Here is a 19,705-nt window from a genome sequence, read left to right on the forward strand (position 1 = left end):
AGCGGGTTCCCTACGGCTTCGTGAGGGCGGCCAGCTCGTCCAGGAAGGCGCGGGCCGTCGGGGCGCAGTCGGTCAGCGACGGGACGGCCAGGGCCAGGGAGCGGGTCATGCCGGGGTGGAGCGGCCGGGTGACGACCGCGCCCAGGTCGGCGGGCAGGCCCAGCGTGGGAACGATGCTGATCCCCAGCCCGGCCGCCACCATCTCCAGAATGGCCGACGGGCCACTGGCCTCGAACGCGATGTCCAGCGGCACCCCCGCCGTCAGGGCCGCGCCCATGATCAGCGGCCGGCAGCCGGCGGTGGTCAGGATGAACGGCTGCCCGGCCAGGTCCGGCAGGCGCACCGCCGCGCGGCCGGCCAGCGGATGGCCGGCCGGCATGACGGCCACCATGTCGTGGGTGCTCAGGTGGGCGGTGTGCAGGCCGGGGGCGGGCAGGGTGACCACGCCCACTTCGGCGGCGCCGCGCCGCAGCCATTCGCGGATGTCGTCGTCGACGCCTTCGAACAGGCGTACCCGGACCTGGGGGTAGCGGTCGGTGAACGCGCGCAGCAGTCTCGCGACGAGCGTGCCCGTGGCGCTGGGGAGGCTGGCCAGGCGCAGCTCACCGGTGATCTGCCCGCTGGCGGCGGCCACGTCGGCGCGGATGAGGTCGAAGTGCCGCAGCGTCTCGCGCGCCCGGTCCAGCGCCCGGCGACCCGCCTCGGTGAGGGCGATGCCGTCGCGATGGCGGACGAACAGGGCCGCGCCCAGCTCGCGCTCCAGCGTGGCGACGGCCCGGCTGACGGCCGGCTGGGACATGCCGGTCACCTCGGCCGCGGCGGTGAAGCCGCCCTGCTCGGCGACCGCGACGAGGATCCTGAGCTGCGCCAACGTCATAGCGGCATACCCTAGTTGATATTTGACCGGGCCCCCATCAGAACACGATGGTTATGGGCATGAGGAAGACGATCGAAGTGGACGGCCTGCGGGCCAGTTATCTGACGGCGGGCGAGCAAGGCCCGATGGTGCTGCTGCTGCACGGCACCTACTGGAGCCGGGTCTGGCAGCCGGTGCTCGGCGACCTGGCCGCGGCCGGGCTGCGGCCGGTGGCGGTGGACCTGCCCGGCCTGGGGCGTTCCGAGGGCGAGCTGACCATGGCGACCGCCGCGGTGCCCGCGCTGGCCGCGTGGGTGACCCGGTTCGCCGCCGCGCTGGGCGCGGACGAGCCGCTGGCCGTGGCCGGGCACGACATCGGCGGCGCGGTCGCGCAGCACCTGCTGGCCGCCGGGACGGTGAAGGTGCGCAGGCTGGCGCTGGTCAACTCGGTCACGTACGACTCCTGGCCGGTGCCCGGCGTGGCCCGCTTCCGCGACCCGGCCGTGGTGGCGGCGGCCACCGTCGAGGACCTGCTGACCGCCCGCCGCACCGCCGTCACGACGGCACTGGGCCGCCCGGCCACCGAGGCCGAGCTGGCCGACTATCTCAGCCCGTGGCACGACCTGCGGGTCGGCCGCTCCTGGATGGCGCTGGCCGGCGCGGCCGACGGCCGCTACACCCTCGACCTCGTGCCGGCGCTGCGGGCCGACGAGACGCCGAAGCTGCTGGTCTGGGGCGAGGACGACACCTTCCAGGAGGTACGGCACGCCGAGCGGTTCGCCGCCGAGATGCCGAACACCACCCTCGTCCGCATTCCCGGGGCCGGCCACATCCCGATGGAGAACGACCCGGCCGCCGTCGCGAAGGCGCTGGCGGACTTCTTCCTGTCCTGAGCGGTGGGTTTCGGCCCGCCGGCCCGGCCGCATGCTGTTCTCGGCGACGCGTCGTTACGGCGCGGGGGCGGCGGCCAGGACGGTGATGTGCTGGTCAGAGCAGACGACGAGGTGTCCGGCGGGCGTGATGGCGGCGGCGGTGACGGGGTGGGGGAAGGACAGGTCGGAGCCGATCTGCTGGTGCGTGACCAGATTCCACACCTTGGCCGTGCGGGCGAGGCCGGTGACCGCGATCGGCCGGCCGTCCACGATCCCGGCGGCCAGAGCCTGGCCGCCGGCAGGCAGGTCGGCCACAGGATGGCCGGTGGTGGCGTCCCACACCGTGATCCTGTCGTGGATCCGGCCGGCCACGGCGATGGGCCGGCCATCGGCGGCCGTGGTGGCAACGATCTTGTCGACAGGATCCCCGAAGTACCGGACGACACGGTCCGGGCCGCCGAGGTCCGGGCCGGCGTCGCGGTTGGTGGCCAGGTCCCGGATCCGCAGGTGGCCCTGGCGGGTGCCGGCCACCGCACATGGCCGGCCGTCGATGGTGGTGACGGCCACATCGCGAACCCAGGCGCGCTGATCTGAGCGAGGCCGCACGGTCTGCTCACCTGTGCTCATGTCCCAGACGCGGATGCTCCTGTCGATCCCGGCGCTCACGGCCAGGAGCCGGCCGTCCACCACGGCGGACTCCACCGCGCAGACGGCACCGGTGTGGCCGGTGAACGGCTTGCCCACCTGCTCGCCGCTCACGGGGTCCCAGACCCGTATGGTGCCGTCCGCGCCGCCGCTGAGCACGATCAACCGGCCGTCGGCCACCGTGGCCGTGACGCATCGCACCGGGCCGGTATGACCCGTCAGCGGGCCGCCCACCGGCTCACCCGACCGCAGATCCCACACGCGCACCGTCGCATCCTGGCCGCCGGTCACCACCACCCAGCGTCCTTCGAGGACACCACTGGTCACCGCGGCGATGCCGGCCCCATGACCCCAATGAGAAACCCTGCTCGTGAACTCCGCCACGGATAACGGCTCTGATGTCATGGCGCACAACATAGGCACCTCCACCGACAAAGATCGTCGAGATCTCAGGACTTGCGCAGTTTGTAGCCGAACCCGCGCACGGTCTCGATCAGGTCGGCGCCGATCTTCTTGCGCAGCCGCTGCACGCACAGGTCGACGACGCGGCTGTCACCGTCCCACCCGTAGTCCCACACGTCGCGCAGCAGCGTGGCCCGCTCCAGCACGATCCCGGGATGGGCGGCGAACTCCAGCAGCAGCCGCAACTCGGTCGGCGCCAGCTCCACGATCCGCCCGGCGAGCCGCACCTCCAGCGCGGCCGGGTCCACGCTCAGCTCGCCGAACGTCAGCGGCCCGGGGGAGGACGGCTCCGGAGCGGCGGCCCGGCGCAGCAGCGACCTGATCCGGGCCACCAGCACCGGGACGTCGACCGGTTTGACCACGTAGTCGTCGGCCCCCGCCTCCAGCCCCGACACCACGTCGAGCGAGTCGCCACGGGCCGACATCATCAGGATCGGCACCTGGCTGAACTCCCTGATCCTGCGGCACAGGCCGATGCCGTCCAGGCCGGGCAGCATCACGTCGAGCAGCAGCAGGTCGTGGCCGCCCGCCTGGAAGGACTCCAGGCCGCCGAGCCCGTCGGCGGCGGTGGCGAGGCGGTAGCCGTAGCGCTCGAGGGCCATCGAGACGGTCTTGCGGATGACGTCGTCGTCCTCGACGAGCAGGATGGAGGTCACGCTGCACCTTACGGGTAGAGGCCGCCGATGGCCGCCAGAATCCGTTCCCGGGCCACGGCGGCGGGGGTGACGCCGAGGAGGACGTACGCGGCGAGCCCTTCGGCCAGCGCCACCAGGTCGAGTGCCGCCTGCCCGGCGTCCAGCCCGGCGGCGATCCGCCCGGCCCGCTGCTCGGCGCCGATGAGGCCGGCCAGCTCGCGGTGGAAGCCCTCGTAGAGGCCGCGCAGCCGGGCCGCGATGCCCTCGTCCGCGAAGCCCTGGGCGTGGAAGGACTGGCGTACGCGGATATGGGCGCGCGTGGTGGCGTCGTACGGGATCAGCTCGGTGAGCACGGTGGTGAGCGTCACGCGAGGCCCTGCGTCACCGGCCAGCCCCTTGATGCGGGCGGCGCTCAGCTCGTTGCCGCGCTCGAAGGCGGCCTCGACCAGTTGCCGTTTGGCGGGGAAGTAGTGCTGGACGCGCCCCGGCGAGATCCCGGCCAGCGCCGCCACCTCCGTGAGTGAGACGGCGCCCAGGCCGCGCTCGGCGACGATCGCCAGCACGGCGTCGGCGATCTGGTGCCGCCGCTCCTCGTGCCGCACTCCGAGCCCCCGCGCCACGGACCCCACCTTTCCGAGGTGATCACATCGGTTTGACGGAGCCAGTCTAGCGAGGTTACCGTCGGACGCATGGCAAACCGATGTGATCGCATTGGATTGACGTGACGTCCCTCAGACTGCTGCCGCTGGCGGGGCTCCGGCTCCTGCTGCCCCTGATCGTGCTGAGCGCGGGCGCGGCCGTGCTGGGGCCACTCGGCACGATCCCGCTCGGCCACCTGGTCTCCGGCGGCGGCCTCGCCTCACTCGTCGCGCTGCTGCTCACCCTGCTGGCCCAGGAGCTCTGCACGGCCCTGCGCGAGCCCGCCGGCACGGCCGCGGCCCGCCGGATCGACGGCGTGCTGCGCGCCCGGATCCGCGCCACCGCCGCCGCCATGCCGCTGCCGCGCCTGGAGGACCCGCGGGTGCGGGCCGACATGCGCCTCGCCGTGCACGGGCACCGCGGCAGGACCCCGGGAACGGCGGCGGTGGCCGCGGCGGGCGAGGCTGGCAGGCTGGCCTCGGCGTCGCTGGGCGCGGCGGTCCTGGCCGTGCACGTGGGATGGCCGGCCGCCGCCGCCCTGGCGCTCGCGCTGGCCCAGAACCACCGCATCGTCACCATGTTGACCGGCATCGACGCGCTGGCCGACACGCCCGGGCAGACCCGCCGCCGGCGCCGTGCCGACTACCTGGCCGACGTCGCCGGCGGCCCCGGCGCGGCCAAGGAGATCCGCGTCTTCGACCTCGGAGGCTTCTTCACCGGCCGGTACGTCGCCGCGATGCGCGCCTACCTGACCCCGCAGACCCATGCCCGCCGCGCCGTGGTCCGCGGCTACGCGGGCGTGCTGGCCCTGCAACTGATCACCGCCGCTGGCACGTTCGCGATCCTGGCCTGGTACGCCGCCACGGGCCGGCTGGACGCGGGCGCCCTGGCCCAGTGCCTGCTGGCCGCCCTGCTGGTCTTCGCCTACGGCGCGGGCGGGCACCAGATGTTCGAGATCGCGTACGGGACGGGCCCCTACCGGGCCACCCTGCGCCTGCTGACCCCTCCAGCCCCCGTCCCCGCCACCACCGGCGAGGGCATCGCGCTCGACGACGTCACCTTCACCTACCCGGACACCGAACGCCCGCTGCTCCGGCACCTGTCCCTCCGGATCCGCCCCGGCGAACGGCTGGCCGTCGTCGGCCTGAACGGCGCCGGCAAGACCACCCTGGTCAAGTTGCTCACCGGCCTCTACACCCCGCGGAGCGGTACGGTCGCCCCCGCCCTGGACACCGCCGTCGTGTTCCAGGACTTCACCCGCCACCCGCTACCGCTGCGCGACAACGTCCGCCTGGGCGCCCCGGCCCACGACGGCACGGACGCGGACGTCCTGGCCGCCCTCGACGCCGTGGACGCCCTCGACCTGCTCGACGTCCTCCCCGGCGGTCTGGACACCCCGCTGTCGCGCGCCTTCACCGGCGGCCGCGACTTGTCCGGCGGCCAGTGGCAGAAGGTCGCGCTGGCCCGGGCCGTGTACGCCCTGCGCGCCGGTCGCCAGGTCCTCATCGTGGACGAGCCCACCGCCCACCTGGACGCCCGGGCCGAACGCGAGGTCTTCGATCGCCTCCTCGACCACGCCCGGGGCCGTACCGTGATCCTCGTCTCCCACCGCTTCGCCACCGTGCGCCGGGCCGACCGCATCGCCGTCCTCGACGGCGGCGCCATCGCCGAACAGGGCACCCACGCCGAGCTGATGGCCGCGGGCGGCCGGTACGCGCACTGGTACCGCCTCCAAGCGAGCCTGATCACATGACCTGGGCCACGCTGCCGGCCCTGGCCTGGCGCACCGACCGCCGGGCCGTCGTGATCCTGACCGCGTTCCTCCTCTCGGGCGCCGTCAGCCACGGCCTGGTCGGGGTCTTCCTGCGCGAGCTGACCGACGGCGCCGGAATCCTCTGGGCCGTCGCCGCCGGTGCCGCGCTGGCCACGGGCGTGGCGCTCGGCCGCGCCGAACTGGCCCTCATGCAGGACCTGGCCGAACGCATGGGCCTGGCGGTCCAGGAGGAGATCCTCACCCTCACCTCCGGTGTCCCCACGATCGAGCACCTGGAGCGGCCCGCGTACCTGGACAGGCTCCAGATGTTGCGCGAGGAGAGCCGGCACCTCTACTTCGCGGTGTGGGCGCTCGCCCTGGTCGTCGAGCACGCCGCGCAGATCGGCCTCGGCGTGGCGCTCATGGCCGCCGTACACCCGGTCCTGCCCCTCCTTATGGGTGGCGCCGTGCTGCCCTCCCTCCTGGTACGCGGCCGCGCCACCCGCCACCTCGACACCGCCACCGAACGCACGGCCGAGACCACCCGCCTGGAACAGCACCTCACCGACACCATCACCGCCCCTGACCCGGCCAGGGAACTCCGCCTCAACGCCGCCACCCCCTACCTGGAGGCGAAGGCGGCCCACCACTGGCAGGAGGCGTCGGCCACCCTGTCCAGGGCCGGAGTCCGCGCCGCCCTGCTCACCTTCGCCGGCTCCGCCACGTTCCTGGCCGGATACGTGGCCGCGCTCGGCTGCACCGCCTGGCTGGCCCACCGGCAGCAGGCCACGACCGGCGACATCGTCCTGGTGGCGACGGTCGGCGTGCAGTTCGTCACCCAGGCCGCCCGCCTGGCCTTCCACCTCGGCTCGGTCTCGGCCGGCCTGCGCGCCACCGCCCGCCTCGCCTGGCTGCGCCGCTACGCCCGCCCGGCCCCGCCCGCCACCGCACGGCCGCCCCGGCGTCTCACCCACGGCATCACGCTGCGCCAGGTTTCCTTCACCTACCCCGGCACCGAACGCGAGGTCCTGCGCGACCTCGACCTCCACCTGCCCGCCGGCGCCACCGTCGCCCTGGTCGGCACGCACGGCTCGGGCAAGACCACCCTGGCCAAGCTCCTCTGCGGCCTCTACCGGCCGACCCGTGGCGAGATCGTCCTGGACGACGTCCCTCTCAGCGGCCTGTCGCCCGCCGACTGGCGCGCCCGCGTCAGCGCGGTGTTCCAGGACCTGGCCCGCTTCGAACTGCCGGCCGCCGAAGCGGTGGGCGTCGGCGACCTGCCCCGCCTCCACGACCGCGCCGCCGTCACGACGGCACTGGCCCAGGCCGGCGGCCTCGACCTGATCGCCGGCCTCCCGCACGGCCTGGCCACCGAACTGGGCGACACCTTCGAGCACGGCGTCCGCCTCTCGGGCGGCCAGTGGCAGCGGCTGGCCCTGGCCAGAGCCTCGATGCGGACGTCACCGCTGCTCCTGGTCCTGGACGAGCCCACCGCCTCCCTCGACGCCCCGGCCGAGAGCGCCGTCTTCGCCCGTTACGCCGAGGCCGCCCGCCGCCACCCCGGCGCCGTCACCCTGCTGATCACCCACCGCTTTCCCACGGTACGGATGGCGGACCTGATCGTCGTGCTGGACGACGGACGCGTCGTCCAGCACGGCTCTCACGACGACCTCGTCACCCGGCCCGGCCTCTACGCCGACCTGTACGCGATCCAGCGCGACGCCTTGTGAGACGCCTTGTGAGAGGTCAGCCCCGCACCTTGCAGGTCGAGGTGGCCGTCTTGCCCGGGTCGCTCACCGAGGTCGCGGTCAGCCTGATCGTCGCGGACCGGGCGCCGCCCGGTGCCCGGGTCACCTGGACCGGGACGTCCGCCGACCGGCCGAACGCGGCCGTGGCCAGGTCGTTCGGCAGGTGCGCCGACCAGCCCGCGCCCGCCGCCGAGGCCGACAGCCGGTAGATGTCGTTGCCCAGGTGGGCGCGTTCGTCCTGCGGGTGCAGCGCCGGGTCGGTGGCCGCGTCCCTGCCGGTGTTGGTCACCTTGAACGCGCAGGTCGTGCCCTGCGCGCGGGCCTGGACCGCCACGCCGCGCCGCTGCGGTCCCGCGCCCGCCGGGTTCTGTACGCCGATGACGTAGTGCAGCAGGCCCTTGGCGTCCTTGTAGGTGTTCAGGATGTAGAAGCGTAGGCCGTTCGCGGTGTCGGCGTACTCGTTCTTGGAGCCCGAGTTCGTCCCGGCGTGGAACAGGGCGTCGTTGAGCTGCCGGTAGTCGCCGATCGTGCGCATCACCTCGGTGCCGTCGGGCCGCTTGTAGTCCAGCATGCCGATGTCCTCGGGATGGGAGTCCACCACCCACGTGAAGCAGTTGTAGCCGCAGGTCGATCCCTCCTTGCCGTCGCCGCCGGGCTCGAAGGCCTTGTTCTTGGCGATCAGCACGCCGTTGTCCGGCTGGAAGGAGCCGTACCCGATCCGCTGGACCGTCTCCAGCGTGTAGTTGCTCCACCCGCCCGCAGGGCCGCCGCCGTCGCACAGCGGGTCGGTGGCGACGTCGCAGGCCGGCGAACGGTCGACCGGCGCGGCGCCGTCGAGCAGCACCTGGACGCCGGCCCGGCTGCCCTTCGGCAGCGGGCTCGCGTTCACCGCCCTGGCGATCACGTCCACGACCGCGAGGCCCGATTTGGCCAGCCCGTCACGGTTGAGGCGCAGTACCGAGGAGTAGGGGACGAAACCCATGCCGATCTTGTTGCGCAATGTCTGCTCGGCGCCCATCGAGGCGCCCTGCTGCGCGGGCACCCGCCAGCGGTTGTGCGGGCCGCCCGGCCCGTTGAACGAGCCCCGGTCCATCATGTCCCACGGCCCGGATCCCGCCCGGTGGTACGGCCGGATGTACGGATTGTTGTTGTTGTCGCCGATGCTGAAGAAGAAGTGGCTCAGCTCGTGCGTGATCGTGCCCGAGCTCTCACCCTGCCGCACCGTCGACTGGCCCCAGAGCTGCGAGCCGGCCAGCCAGGAGGTCCAGGGGACATACCGGCTGACGACCGCGTTGGGCAGCTTCGGGTTCGGGTTGCCCCACACCTCGCGCGGCACGTCCTCCGGCGAGTTGAACTTCATCTCGCCGAACTCCTGCCACACCGAGGTCTCGTCGTAGCCCGCGTAGATCCGCAGGACCACGTCGAAGCCGCAGTTGCGGGTGCAGCCCTGGTCGTCGTGCCACAGCTTGTCGGCGTCGGTCTCCAGGCGGGTCCCCGCGCAGTTGTTGATGCCGGCCTGGTCGGTGACCGTCACCGTCGCGTCCAGGGTCAGGTGCGTGTCGTCGGGGATGGCGGTGACGACCCGCTGCCCGGCGGGGGAGACGCCCGCGATCGTGATCAGGTCGCCGACCTTGAGGAACGCGGCCGACTCCACCGCGATCGTGGACACGTCGGCCTGGTTCCCGCGCACCGTGGCCTGGCCGGGGCAGCCCTGCTGCTGGGGCTGGCCGATGTCGTTGAGGCCGTACTGGGAGGAGTTCTTGGGCATCCGGTACGGCCCGAACGCCGTCACCGACGAGATGCCGACCCGGCCGCCGCTCTGCTCCATCCAGTAGCCGTTGATGGTCTGGTGGTTGTTGACCGCGCTCGGCTTGTTGAAGAAGTCGGCGTAGAACCGCGCGACGTCATCCCGGGCGACGGGATCGATCTGCGGGTTGCCGAACGGGTCCGACCCCTTCGGCTTGGTGATCACGAACGGCTGGTCGGGGAAGTCGACCGCGACGAGAGCCACCCGCAGCGCGCGGCCGGTCGGGACCGCGCCGTTGGTCGCCCAGTTCACCCCCGGGATCGGCTTGTAGTCCCGCCAGGTCATGTCCTGCTGGTCCTGCACCCGCTGCGGGTCGATCGGCTGCGGGGCGGGAGGCTTCCACGCCGTGGTGGCGGCCTGGCCGGTCTGTGTCATGGTCAGCGACAAGCCGAGCACGAGGGCACAGAAGACCGCCAGGCGTCCGCGGTTCACGAGCACAAAGAACACCTTCCTCGACGGGTGTCAATGGCGTGACGTTACGGCGCGGAGGCGTTCCCGTCACTGTGCAGATGACGAAGCGCCCCGCCGTCGATTGCGACGTCTGTCGGGATTCGCCGATCATGCCGTTTGGAAAGAGGTACGGTCCGGGGAAAGATTTTCCTCCTCCCGTCGAAAGTCGAAAGTGGCGCGATGCTCTCCGAGCTGCAAACCATCGTGGACTCCGTGGCCAGCCGCGTCGGCCGTCCCGCGTTGATCGAGGATCACCGGCAGCGGGTGGTCGCGTACAGCGAGCAGGTCGAGCCGATGGACGAGGTGCGCCGGCTGTCGATCCTGCGCCGGCAGACCACGCCGGAGGTGATCGCGTTCTTCAGGAAGGTCGGCATCATGCAGGCCAGGGAGCCGATCCGCACCCCGGCCTGCGCGGAGCTGCGGATGCTGCCCCGGATCTGCGTACCGATCCGGCACGGCGACCTGCTGCTCGGGTTCGTCTGGGCCATCGACGCCGACGAGTCGATGACCGACGAGGAGATCGCCGCGGTGTCCACGGTCACCTTCGACCTGGCGCTGGCCCTCTACCGCGAGAACCTGGCCGGCGAACTGGCCTCACAGCGGGAGACCGAGGCGATCCGGCTGCTGCTCGCCGACGAGCGGGACGCCCGGCGGCACGGCGCGATGACGTTACGCGAGGGCGGCCTGCTCGCCGGCGACGACGTTCCCACGACCGCGGTCGTCGCCCGGCTGATCCCGCACCCCGACGCGCAACTTGACGACCTCGCCCGCATCGCCCTGGAACAGGCCCTCATCGCCAGCCGCCGCCGCACCGGGCCACGGGAGGCCGTGCACCTGGTGCGTTACGACCACGGCGTGCTGCTGGTGCAGGACCGGCAGGGCACCACCGCCTCACGCGCCGCCGCCGAGCACCTGAACGACGTCCTGGAGACGACCATCCGCGGGCTGTCCTCGGTGGCCGGCGCGGTCGTCGGCGTGGGCCGCCCGCGCGCCGACCTGTCCGAGGTTCGCCTGTCGTACGACGAGGCGGCGACGGCGGCCCAGGTCGCCGTGCGGCTCCCGGCGGTCGGGCCGGTGGCGAACTGGTCGCAGCTCGGCATCTACCGGGTCCTGTCACAGCTCTCCAGCGAGGTGCTGGGCGACGCGGGCGTGCACCCCGGCCTGGAGAAGCTGATCGAGGACCCGGCGAACCGGCCGCTGCTGGAGACCCTGGAGACCTATCTGGACCTGGCGGGCAACGCCCACGCCACCGCGGTCCAGCTCAACCTGCACCGCACCTCGGTCTACTACCGGCTCCAGCGCGTCGAACAGCTCGCCGGCACCGACCTGAGGAACGGGAACGAGCGGCTGTCCCTGCACATGGCGCTGAAACTGGCCCGCCTGACCGGAGCCTGATCCCTCCTATCGGACCGTGAAGGACAACGACCGGGTCTGCTCCTCGTTCCCGTTGGCGTCGGTGGAGCGGAAGTCGATCGTGTGCCTGCCCTCGTCGACGATCCGGAGTTGCTGGTCGTAGGTCCGCCACGTGCCGCCGTCCAGCCGGTACCGCGTCTTGGTCACGCCGGAGCCCCAGCTGTCGGTCGCCGTGAACGAGACGTACATGCCGCCGCGCTCGAACGTACGCCCGGTCGTGGCCGGCGGGTCGACCTCGATCGCCTTCAGGGCCGCCGCGAGGTCGGGCAGCGGGCCGATGCGCTGCCCGGACGTGTTGGGGCCCTGCGGGGTGCCCGTGCGCTTCAGCAGCTCGGCGATCCGCGCGGCGCTCCACGGAGCCTGGCCGGTGGCCTTCAAATACGACTGGACGGCCACGACCGCGCCGGTGACGATCGGCCCGGCGCCCGACGTGCCGCCGAACGTCCTGGTGTAGCGGACGTTCCGGTTCGCCGGGTCGGTGCCGCCCTGCAGGTTGCCGTTGCCGCCCGTGGTCACGATGTTGCGGCCCCAGCCCTGCAGGTCGAAGCGGGCGCCGTGGTTGGAGAAGCCCAGCCGCTCGTGGTCGGTGTCACCGCCCGCTCCGACCAGGATCGCGCCGGAGTCCTGGACGCTCCGGTCGAACCACTTGATCCCGTCCCGGACGTACAGCTCGGAGTCGACGTTCTGGTTGCCGTTGCCGCCGGTCTCCACCACCGTGATGCCGAGCCCGTCGAGCAGCTTGATCGAGTCGAAGACCGACGGGAGCCACTCCAGCGGCGCGTACGCGGAGCCGCCCTGCGGGCCCTCCGTCTGCTGTTCGAGCAGCACCGCGTCGCCGGGCGCCAGAACACCCAGACCCGCCAGGTACGCCAGCGCCGCGCCCGGGCTCCAGCGCGTGCCCCCGCCGGCCAGCGCCTGGACCGGGGAGATGCCGTACATCGTCGCCTCCGGCACGCTGCCGGTCACGCCGTACCCGTTGTCCTTGGCGACCAGCTCGCCGAACACCGCCGTGCCGTGCTCGTCGGCGAAGCCCGTGTACCTCGGGAACACCGAGCCGCCGAGGTCGCTCGACGCGTCGACCGGGAGGTCCTCGTGGGACATGTTCCAGTCGTACTCCAGGTCGACGATCTTGATCCCGGCGCCGCGCGTACGCGGGTCCTTGCGGGAGAAGTCGGCGTCGATGCCCTGCGGCGCGGGCCGCAGGTACCCCTGCGTCCCGGTGAAGTCCGGGGTCGCCGCGCTGGGCGGCGGGGGAAGCTCGGGGGCCCGATAGGCGAACGCCACCTCGGGAAGCGCGCGCAGCTCCTCGGCCACCTGGTCCGCGTTCGCGCCGGCGGGCAGCACGACGCTGTACCAGGAGCCCAGGTCGGGGGCGGTCTCGCCGGTGCGCGCGGTGGCCCTGGCGCTCAGGGCGTCCAGTTCGCCCACCGTGGCGCTCGGCAGCAGCGGCGTGACCGAGCGGGCGCCATGGCGGCCGAGCACGGTCCGTACGGGGTCCAGGTTCTCACCACGGGCGCTGCGCAGGGTCTGGTCGCTCCCGCGCACCCGGAGCGTCTCCCGGAACTTGACCTCCAGGGCGATCTCGGACGCCGGGGGCGTCTCGGCGAATGCGGGAGGAGCCCCGATCGCGGCCAGGGCCACGAGGGCAGCCAGTAAAGCTCGACGCTTGGCCATGAGGAATCCGTTCCATGGGGGAGGGGCGGCTGAAAGGATCTAACCGCGCGCGGGCGCGTCACGTACCGGCACATCTGACGGAAGAATTGACGTCGCGGACCTACCGTTGTCGAAGAGCTCGCGATCTCTCTTGCCGCCCGCCCGGAGCGGTGGTACGAATCGTTCTCATGAGGCGGGCCGAAGGGCTTACCCGGCGGCGGGTCCTGGGCGGAGCGGCCGGACTGGCCGCCGTGGCGGTGGCGCTGCCGGCCGAGGCCCAGGCGCTGGTCACGCCCGAACTCGCCGCCTGGCGCGCCCAGGCGGCCCGCGTGACGATCACCCGCGACGACTGGGGCATCCCGCACATTGCGGGCAGGACCGACGCCGACGCGGTGTTCGGGATGATCTACGCGCAGGCCGAGGACGACTTCAACCGCATCGAACGCAACTACCTCGTCAGCCTGGGCCGCCTCGCCGAGGCCGAGGGCGAGAGCGCCATCTGGCAGGACCTGCGCCAGCGGCTGTTCGTCGACCCCGAAACCCTCAAGCGAGACTACGCGAAGAGCCCCGCCTGGTTACGCGGGCTGATGCGCGCCTGGGCGGACGGCCTGAACTACTTCCTCGCGACCCATCCCGGCGTGCGGCCGCGCGTGCTGACCCGCTTCGAGCCGTGGATGCCGCTGAGCTTCTCCGAGGGCAGCATCGGCGGCGACATCGAACGCGTGCCGCTCTCCCAGCTCGAAGCCTTCTACGGCGGTCACCCGATGGAGATGACCGACGAGGAGCTCGGCCTGCTCTTCCGCGAACCCCGGGGCTCCAACGGCTTCGCCATCGCGCCCAACCACACCAGGAACGGCCACGCGCTGCTGCTCATCAACCCGCACACCAGCTTCTTCTTCCGCTCCGAGCAGCACGTGACCAGCGGCGAAGGGCTCAACGCCTACGGGGCGGCCACCTGGGGCCAGTTCTTCATCTACCAGGGTTTCAACGCGAACGCGGGCTGGATGCACACCTCCAGCGGCGTCGACAACGTCGACGAGTTCGCCGAGACGATCGTGACCGGGCCCGACGGCCGCCGCTCCTACCGCCACGGCGGCACGCTGCGGCCGGTGACGACGAAGAAGATCACGCTGTCGTACCGCACCGCCGACGGCGGACGGGCGCGGCGCGCCTTCACCACCTACGCCACCCACCACGGCCCGATCGTGCGCGAGGCGGACGGCAGGTGGATCGCGTTCGCGCTGATGAACAAGCCCGTCGAAGCGCTGCAGCAGAGCTTCCTGCGCACCAAAGTGCGCGACTACGCGGGCTTCCTCGACGTGGCGGCCTTCAAGGCCAACAGCTCGAACAACACCCTGTTCGCCGACTCCAAGGGCGAGATCGCGTTCCTGGTGCCGCAGTTCATGCCGGTACGCGATGACCGCTTCGACTACCGCCGGCCCGTCGACGGCAGCGATCCGGCGACCGGCTGGCGCGGCCTGCACAGCCTCGCGAGCCTGCCGCAGGCGGTGAACCCGGAGAACGGCTGGGTCTTCAACACCAACAACTGGCCGTGGACGGCCGCCGGCGCCGACAGCCCGCGTGCCGCCGACCACCCGCGCTACTTCGACCAGGCCGGCGAGAACCCGCGCGGCCCGCAGGCCATCCGGGTGCTGACCGCACGACGCGACTTCACCCCGCGCACGCTGATCGAGGCCGCCTTCGACCCCTACCTCACCGCCTTCGCCCGCCTCCTGCCCGGCCTGGCCACCGCCTGGGACAAGCTGCCCGATGACGACCCCCGCAAGGCCGCGCTGTCCGGCCCGGTCGCGCTGCTGCGCGGCTGGAACCACCGCTGGGCCGCGGACTCGGCGCCGACGTCGCTGGCCGTGTTCTGGGGCGAGGCGCTCTGGGCCCGTACGCTCCAGGCGGCGAGAGACGCGGGCATGTCGGTCTGGGACTACATGGCCGACCGCGCCACCGACGCGCAGCGCCTGGAGTCGCTCACGGAGGCGGTGGACCGGCTGACCCAGGACTTCGGCGGCTGGCGGGTGCCCTGGGGCGAGATCAACCGCTTCCAGCGCAACGACGGCGAGATCGTGCAGAAGTTCGACGACGCCAAGCCTTCCCGGTCGGTGCCCTTCACCTCCGCGCAATGGGGCTCCCTCGCCTCGTTCGGCGCACGCCGCCACCCAGGGACGAAACGCTATTACGGCACCAGCGGCAACAGCTTCGTGGCGGTCGTGGAGTTCGGGCCGAGGTTGCGCGCCTGGGCGATCACGGCGGGGGGCGCGAGTGGGCACCCCGGCTCACCCCACTTCAACGACCAGGCCGAACGCTACGCGAACGGCGATCTGCGGCCCGTCTACTTCTACCCCGACGACCTCAAGGGCCACATCGAACGGACCTACCACCCCGGCCGGCCGTCAGCAGGGTGACGACCGCCGGGAAGCCCCCCCGGTGGCCCAGCCCGTCACCTGGCCGGCGCGGGATGACGTGCGTGTGGAAGTGGAACACGTCCTGGCCGGCGGCGATCTCGCAGAAGGCGCAGTCGTCCACCCGATCGATCATCGCAGCATGGCTCAGCCCAGAACCAGCTTGACGAGCCACCCGATCCCGAACGACACGAGCGCCCAGGCGATCGCCAGCAGGAGCGAGAACCCGCAGCCGGCGGTCCCGTCCATCCGCTTGGCCCGGGGGACCCCTTCGCCGAGCCCGCGCCACAATGGCCTCGGCTCCAGCAGCAGGTAGAAGAACACCCCTATCTGCCCGACGGTGAACAGCCAGAACCAGGCCCACCGGTTGGCGAGCCGAGGCGTGGAAAAGAACATGGCGAGAAAGGCGAGCCACCAGAGGCCGGTGATCCACCAGCCGGCGGTGGCCTCGAAAGGCCAGTCGGGGAAACTGTTGCTCCCGGAATTCGACTCCTGCGTCACGGACGGCTGGACGGCCGGACGGTGCACGTCGTCCATGAGGCGCTGGGTCGTGTACGGCTTCCCCTGGTCGGCGAACTCACTCTCCACCTCGTGCCAGCCCAGGGGCGATTCCGACCATGTCAACGACATCAGTTCGCCGTTGGCCGCCCGGTAATTCACCCGGTCGACCTCCCCGGCCGCCACCGCCTCGCGGAACTCCGCCAGCGTGCCCGAAGAAGGCCAATGGGCGGCACCGGCGACCACAAGGCCCGCGAACAGAGGAACTAACAGCACCAGCCGGAAAACGAAAGAGGATCTGTGGCGGATGCGGGTGACCAGTTCGGCGTTCACTCCCCATTCCTACCGCAAGAAGATCTCACCTTTTCTCCCGGATCGGCGGGGCGGACAGGATCGGCTTGCCGGTCGTTCTCGCCGCATCGGCGGCGGCCATTTCCACCCGGTGGAGACGCCTGGCGCGACGTACTTCGGCCGGTACGGCAGTGTCGCGTCCGCCGCCATCCGGCCGATCGGCTCATCCTTCTGATCTTTGTCAGGGGTGGCGGCTAGCATGCCCGCCATGCCTTCTTCTCCCGACAGTGCCCAGTGGACCTTGGCGTGGACCAGCAGGCCGGCGAGCGACCTGGCGTTCGGCGAGCCGGTCGGGGTGCCACGGACCGGCCACACCGGCCGGGTGTGGGCGATCGCGACCGCGGTCGTGGACGGGCGGCCGGTGGCGGTCTCCGGCGGCAACGACAGGACCCTGCGCCTGTGGGACCTGCCGTCAGGCCGGCAGATCGGCCGGCCGTTCACCGGTTCCGGCGACTACGACCATGTGGAGTCGCTCGCGACCACGGTCCTGGACGGGCGGCCGGTGGCGGTCTTCGCCGGTGGCAACAACGGAATCGTACGAGTGTGCGACCTGACCTCCGGCCGGCAGGTCGGCGAGCCGTTCAAGGGCCACACCGATTGGGTCACGGCGGTCGCGACCACGGTGGTGGACGGGCGGCCGGTGGGAGTTTCCGGCGGCAACGACAAAACCGTGCGCATGTGGGATCTGAGGTCAGGCGAGCAGATCGGTGAGCCGTTCAAGGGCCACACCAAGTGGGTCACGGCGATCGCGACCACGGAGGTGGACGGCCGGCCGGTGGCCATCTCCGGCGGCCACGACCGTACCTTGCGCATGTGGGACCTGCGGTCGGGCCGGCGGATCGGCAAACCGCTGAGGGGCCACACGTACGTCGTGGAATTGATCGTGACCACGGTGCTGGACGGCCTGCCGGTGGCGATTTCCACCGGCAGGGACGACGGAACCGTGCGCTTGTGGGATCTGCGGTCACGCGAGCAGATCGGCGAGCCGTTCAGCGGTGACACCGGCTTCGTGCGGGCGGTCGCGACCACGGTTCTCGACGGGCGGCCGGTGGCCGTTTCAGGCGGCATCGACGGAAAAATCCGGATCTGGGATCTGGAGTCACGCCGGCAGATCGGCAAGCCGCTCACGGGGCACACCGATCACGTCCGGGCGGTCGCGACGACGGTGGTGGACGGGCGGCCGGTGGCCGTCACCGGCAGCGACGACTACACGGTACGGATGTGGGACCTGTCGTCAGGACGGCAGGCCGACGAGTCCCCCGGGCGCCACACCGGCTATGTCTCCTCCGTCGCCACCACGGTGCTCGACGGACGCTCCGTCGCCGTGACCGGCGGCTACGACGAGACCGTCCGCGTATGGGACCTGCCCACCGGCGAACCGGTCGGTGATCCGCTCACCGGTCACACCGACACGGTCACCGCGGTCGCCACCGCGCTGGTCGACGGCCGGCCGACGGCGGTCACCGGCGCCTCCGACAAGGCCGTCCGCGTATGGGATCTCAGCTCGGGGACGCAGACGGGCGGCCCGTTCACCGGTCACACCGAAACCGTCAGCATGGCCGCCGTACTGGAATGCGACGGCCGGCCGGTCGCCCTGACCGTCACCCAAGACGGCACTCTCGGGCTCCTCGACCTCACCACCGGCCGGTCGGCCGGAATCTCTGAACACCACGAAGCCGTACGAAACCTCGCCATCGGCGATCAGCCGACCGCGATCACCGCCGGCGACGGCTCAGACCAGGTGAAGCTGTGGGACCTGGCCACGGGCAACGCCCTCGGCGAACTTCCCACCGGCGACGCCGGAGCGGTCGCCATCGCCACAGTGAACGGCCGGCCCATCGCCGCGACCACTGACCATCAGACGGTACGCGTGTGGGACGTCACCACCCGCCGGCGAATCGGATCCGACCTGCACTTTCCCAAACCTGTCCTAGACGTGGCGATCAGCGCGGACGGACACGTCATCGTCTGCTTCGACCGCGACATCGCCGTGTTCGAGCGGTGAGGTGACCAGCGTCAGAGTGGGTTGAGGCGGGCCTTGAGCAGGCAGAACTCGTTGCCTTCCGGGTCGGCCAGGACATGCCACTGCTCCTGGCCCGTCTGACCGATGTCGGCCCGGCGCGCACCGAGCTTCAGGAGGCGTTCGAGCTCGGCGTCCTGATCGCGGTCGGTGGCGTTGACGTCGATGTGCAGCCGGGATTTCCCCTTCTCCGGCTCATCACTGCGACTGAGGATGATCGTCGGCTGCGGACCGCCGAACCCTTCGCGCGGCCCGATCTCCAGCGTGCCGTCGTCCTCGCGATCGAGTACGACGAAGTCCAGGACCTCGCACCAGAACCGCGCCAGCACCTCGGGCTCGCGGCAACTGAGCACGAGCTCACTGATACGACATGCCATGAACGCAACCCACTCTCACCGGCTTGAACAACCCCGCGACCGTACCAAACGCGGCCTGGCACCGGCGAGCGACCCGCGTGGCCGCGCGTCTTGACATGCAGCCATCCGGCTGCCTAAATTAAAGGCAGCCAAACGGCTGCATATTAGGACGCGGCAACCCGGATACGAGGGCGGGCATGGACGAGGTGTTCAAGGCACTGGCCGATCCGAGCCGGCGCGCGCTGCTCGACTCGCTCAACGCCCGCAACGGGCAGACGCTGCGCGAGCTGTGCGCCGGGCTCGACATGGCCAGGCAGTCCGTCAGCAAGCACCTCGCGGTGCTGGAGGAGGCCGGGCTCGTCGCCACCGTGCGGCGGGGCCGGGAGAAGCTGCACTACCTCAACGCCGCGCCCGTGCACGAGATCGCCCACCGATGGATCAGCCGCTACGACCAGGCCAGGGTCCAAGCCCTGGCGGACCTGAAACATGCTCTGGAGGAGACCCCGATGGACGCGCCGACCTTCGTCTACACCACCTACATCCGCACCACCCCGCAGAAGCTCTGGCAGGCGCTGACCGAGCCCGCCTTCACCTCGCGCTACTGGGCCACGGAGTTCACCACGGACTGGTCCGCCGGCTCGCGGATGACCTGGGACAACCACGGCGTGCTGATCAGCGACCCGGAGCAGGTCGTGCTGGAGGCCGACCCCTACAACCGGCTCTCCTACACCTGGCACGCCATCACCCCGGAGCTCGCCAAGCGCTTCGGCTGGGACGAGGAGATGCTCGCCCGGCTGTCCGGCGAGGCCCGCTCGAAGGTCACCTTCACGATCGAGGAGTCCGCCGCGCAGGTCGTCAAACTCACCGTCGTGCACGACGGCTTCGAGCCCGGATCGAGCCTGGCCGAGATGGTCAGCCACGGCTGGCCGAACGTGGTGGCGAGCCTGAAGTCGCTGCTGGAGACCGGCGAACCACTGCCGGAAGACGCGTGACCTCCCCGATCAGGACCTGATCAGGCCGCAGGAGCCGTCGGGGGCCTCGGGAAGTTCACCCAGCGTGGTCGCAGCGCGGCCGCGACGCCCTCCTCGCCGGGTGTGCTCACCGTTCCGCATGTTTGCATACTGGGAACGGGA

General features: G+C 71.6%; 16 protein-coding genes. 8 read left to right on the top strand and 8 right to left on the bottom strand.

Features of this window, described 5'->3' with window-relative positions; genetic code table 11:
• Positions 1-10: 10 nt before the first annotated feature.
• Positions 11-877 carry a LysR family transcriptional regulator gene (locus tag C4V41_RS51035; protein WP_103963325.1) on the bottom strand — a complete coding sequence of 289 codons (867 nt, stop codon included), beginning with the start codon at positions 875-877 and terminating at the stop codon, positions 11-13.
• A 59-nt stretch (positions 878-936) separates the two neighbouring features.
• On the opposite strand from C4V41_RS51035, the gene C4V41_RS51040 reads away from it, so the two are divergent.
• On the top strand, positions 937-1,749 hold the full coding sequence (locus C4V41_RS51040) for an alpha/beta fold hydrolase (RefSeq protein WP_103963395.1): 813 nt from the start codon (positions 937-939) through the stop codon (positions 1,747-1,749).
• Between the two features lie 54 nt (positions 1,750-1,803).
• Here C4V41_RS51040 and C4V41_RS51045 read toward each other — a convergent pair whose 3' ends face one another.
• The 3 genes from C4V41_RS51045 to C4V41_RS51055 are packed head-to-tail and all read right to left on the bottom strand — an operon-like array spanning position 1,804 to position 4,090.
• The gene (locus C4V41_RS51045) at positions 1,804-2,778 is read right to left on the bottom strand and encodes a WD40 repeat domain-containing protein (protein ID WP_160150679.1); all 975 of its coding nucleotides are present in this window, start codon (positions 2,776-2,778) and stop codon (positions 1,804-1,806) included.
• A gap of 44 nt (positions 2,779-2,822) precedes the next feature.
• Positions 2,823-3,491, bottom strand: a complete 669-nt coding sequence (gene cseB, locus C4V41_RS51050) for a two-component system response regulator CseB (RefSeq protein ID WP_103963327.1) — start codon at positions 3,489-3,491, stop codon at positions 2,823-2,825.
• A gap of 8 nt (positions 3,492-3,499) precedes the next feature.
• A complete protein-coding gene (locus C4V41_RS51055) occupies positions 3,500-4,090 on the bottom strand; it encodes a TetR/AcrR family transcriptional regulator (RefSeq protein WP_103963328.1) in 591 nt (196 codons plus the stop codon).
• Positions 4,091-4,191: 101 nt separating this feature from the next.
• On the opposite strand from C4V41_RS51055, the gene C4V41_RS51060 reads away from it, so the two are divergent.
• The gene (locus tag C4V41_RS51060) at positions 4,192-5,862 is read left to right on the top strand and encodes an ATP-binding cassette domain-containing protein (RefSeq protein WP_103963329.1); all 1,671 of its coding nucleotides are present in this window, start codon (positions 4,192-4,194) and stop codon (positions 5,860-5,862) included.
• Positions 5,859-7,592 (top strand): ABC transporter ATP-binding protein, encoded by a 1,734-nt coding sequence (locus tag C4V41_RS51065; RefSeq protein ID WP_103963330.1) that lies wholly within the window; start codon positions 5,859-5,861, stop codon positions 7,590-7,592. The genes C4V41_RS51060 and C4V41_RS51065 overlap by 4 nt, the downstream gene beginning before the upstream one ends.
• 16 nt (positions 7,593-7,608) lie before the next feature.
• Here the strand turns inward: C4V41_RS51065 and C4V41_RS51070 are convergent, their stop codons facing one another.
• A complete protein-coding gene (locus C4V41_RS51070; protein WP_146104110.1) occupies positions 7,609-9,849 on the bottom strand; it encodes a metallopeptidase domain-containing protein in 2,241 nt (746 codons plus the stop codon).
• Positions 9,850-10,047: 198 nt separating this feature from the next.
• Between C4V41_RS51070 and C4V41_RS51075 the strand changes: the two genes are divergently transcribed.
• Positions 10,048-11,262, top strand: a complete 1,215-nt coding sequence (locus tag C4V41_RS51075) for a PucR family transcriptional regulator (protein ID WP_103963332.1) — start codon at positions 10,048-10,050, stop codon at positions 11,260-11,262.
• A gap of 6 nt (positions 11,263-11,268) precedes the next feature.
• On the opposite strand, the gene C4V41_RS51080 is transcribed toward C4V41_RS51075, so the two are convergent.
• Positions 11,269-12,954, bottom strand: a complete 1,686-nt coding sequence (locus C4V41_RS51080; RefSeq protein WP_103963333.1) for an OmpL47-type beta-barrel domain-containing protein — start codon at positions 12,952-12,954, stop codon at positions 11,269-11,271.
• Between the two features lie 167 nt (positions 12,955-13,121).
• On the opposite strand from C4V41_RS51080, the gene C4V41_RS51085 reads away from it, so the two are divergent.
• Positions 13,122-15,350, top strand: a complete 2,229-nt coding sequence (locus tag C4V41_RS51085; protein ID WP_103963334.1) for a penicillin acylase family protein — start codon at positions 13,122-13,124, stop codon at positions 15,348-15,350.
• A gap of 144 nt (positions 15,351-15,494) precedes the next feature.
• Here C4V41_RS51085 and C4V41_RS51095 read toward each other — a convergent pair whose 3' ends face one another.
• Positions 15,495-16,121, bottom strand: coding sequence for a hypothetical protein (locus C4V41_RS51095; protein ID WP_146104111.1), 627 nt, complete (start codon positions 16,119-16,121; stop codon positions 15,495-15,497).
• Positions 16,122-16,152: 31 nt separating this feature from the next.
• On the opposite strand from C4V41_RS51095, the gene C4V41_RS61280 reads away from it, so the two are divergent.
• Together C4V41_RS61280 and C4V41_RS51100 are read left to right on the top strand one after the other, a co-directional pair.
• The gene (locus C4V41_RS61280; RefSeq protein ID WP_146104112.1) at positions 16,153-16,371 is read left to right on the top strand and encodes a hypothetical protein; all 219 of its coding nucleotides are present in this window, start codon (positions 16,153-16,155) and stop codon (positions 16,369-16,371) included.
• A 33-nt stretch (positions 16,372-16,404) separates the two neighbouring features.
• Positions 16,405-18,201: a WD40 repeat domain-containing protein gene (locus tag C4V41_RS51100; protein ID WP_160150680.1), complete on the top strand. Its 1,797-nt coding sequence runs from the start codon at positions 16,405-16,407 to the stop codon at positions 18,199-18,201.
• Between the two features lie 11 nt (positions 18,202-18,212).
• On the opposite strand, the gene C4V41_RS51105 is transcribed toward C4V41_RS51100, so the two are convergent.
• The gene (locus tag C4V41_RS51105) at positions 18,213-18,593 is read right to left on the bottom strand and encodes a VOC family protein (protein WP_103963337.1); all 381 of its coding nucleotides are present in this window, start codon (positions 18,591-18,593) and stop codon (positions 18,213-18,215) included.
• A 176-nt stretch (positions 18,594-18,769) separates the two neighbouring features.
• Here C4V41_RS51105 and C4V41_RS51110 point away from each other — a divergent pair, with 176 nt between their 5' ends.
• Entirely contained in the window at positions 18,770-19,564 is a 795-nt protein-coding gene (locus C4V41_RS51110) for an ArsR/SmtB family transcription factor (RefSeq protein ID WP_103963338.1), read from the top strand.
• The last annotated feature ends 141 nt before the right edge of the window (positions 19,565-19,705 follow it).

The organism is Nonomuraea solani (assembly GCF_900108335.1).
Taxonomy (GTDB): domain Bacteria; phylum Actinomycetota; class Actinomycetes; order Streptosporangiales; family Streptosporangiaceae; genus Nonomuraea; species Nonomuraea solani.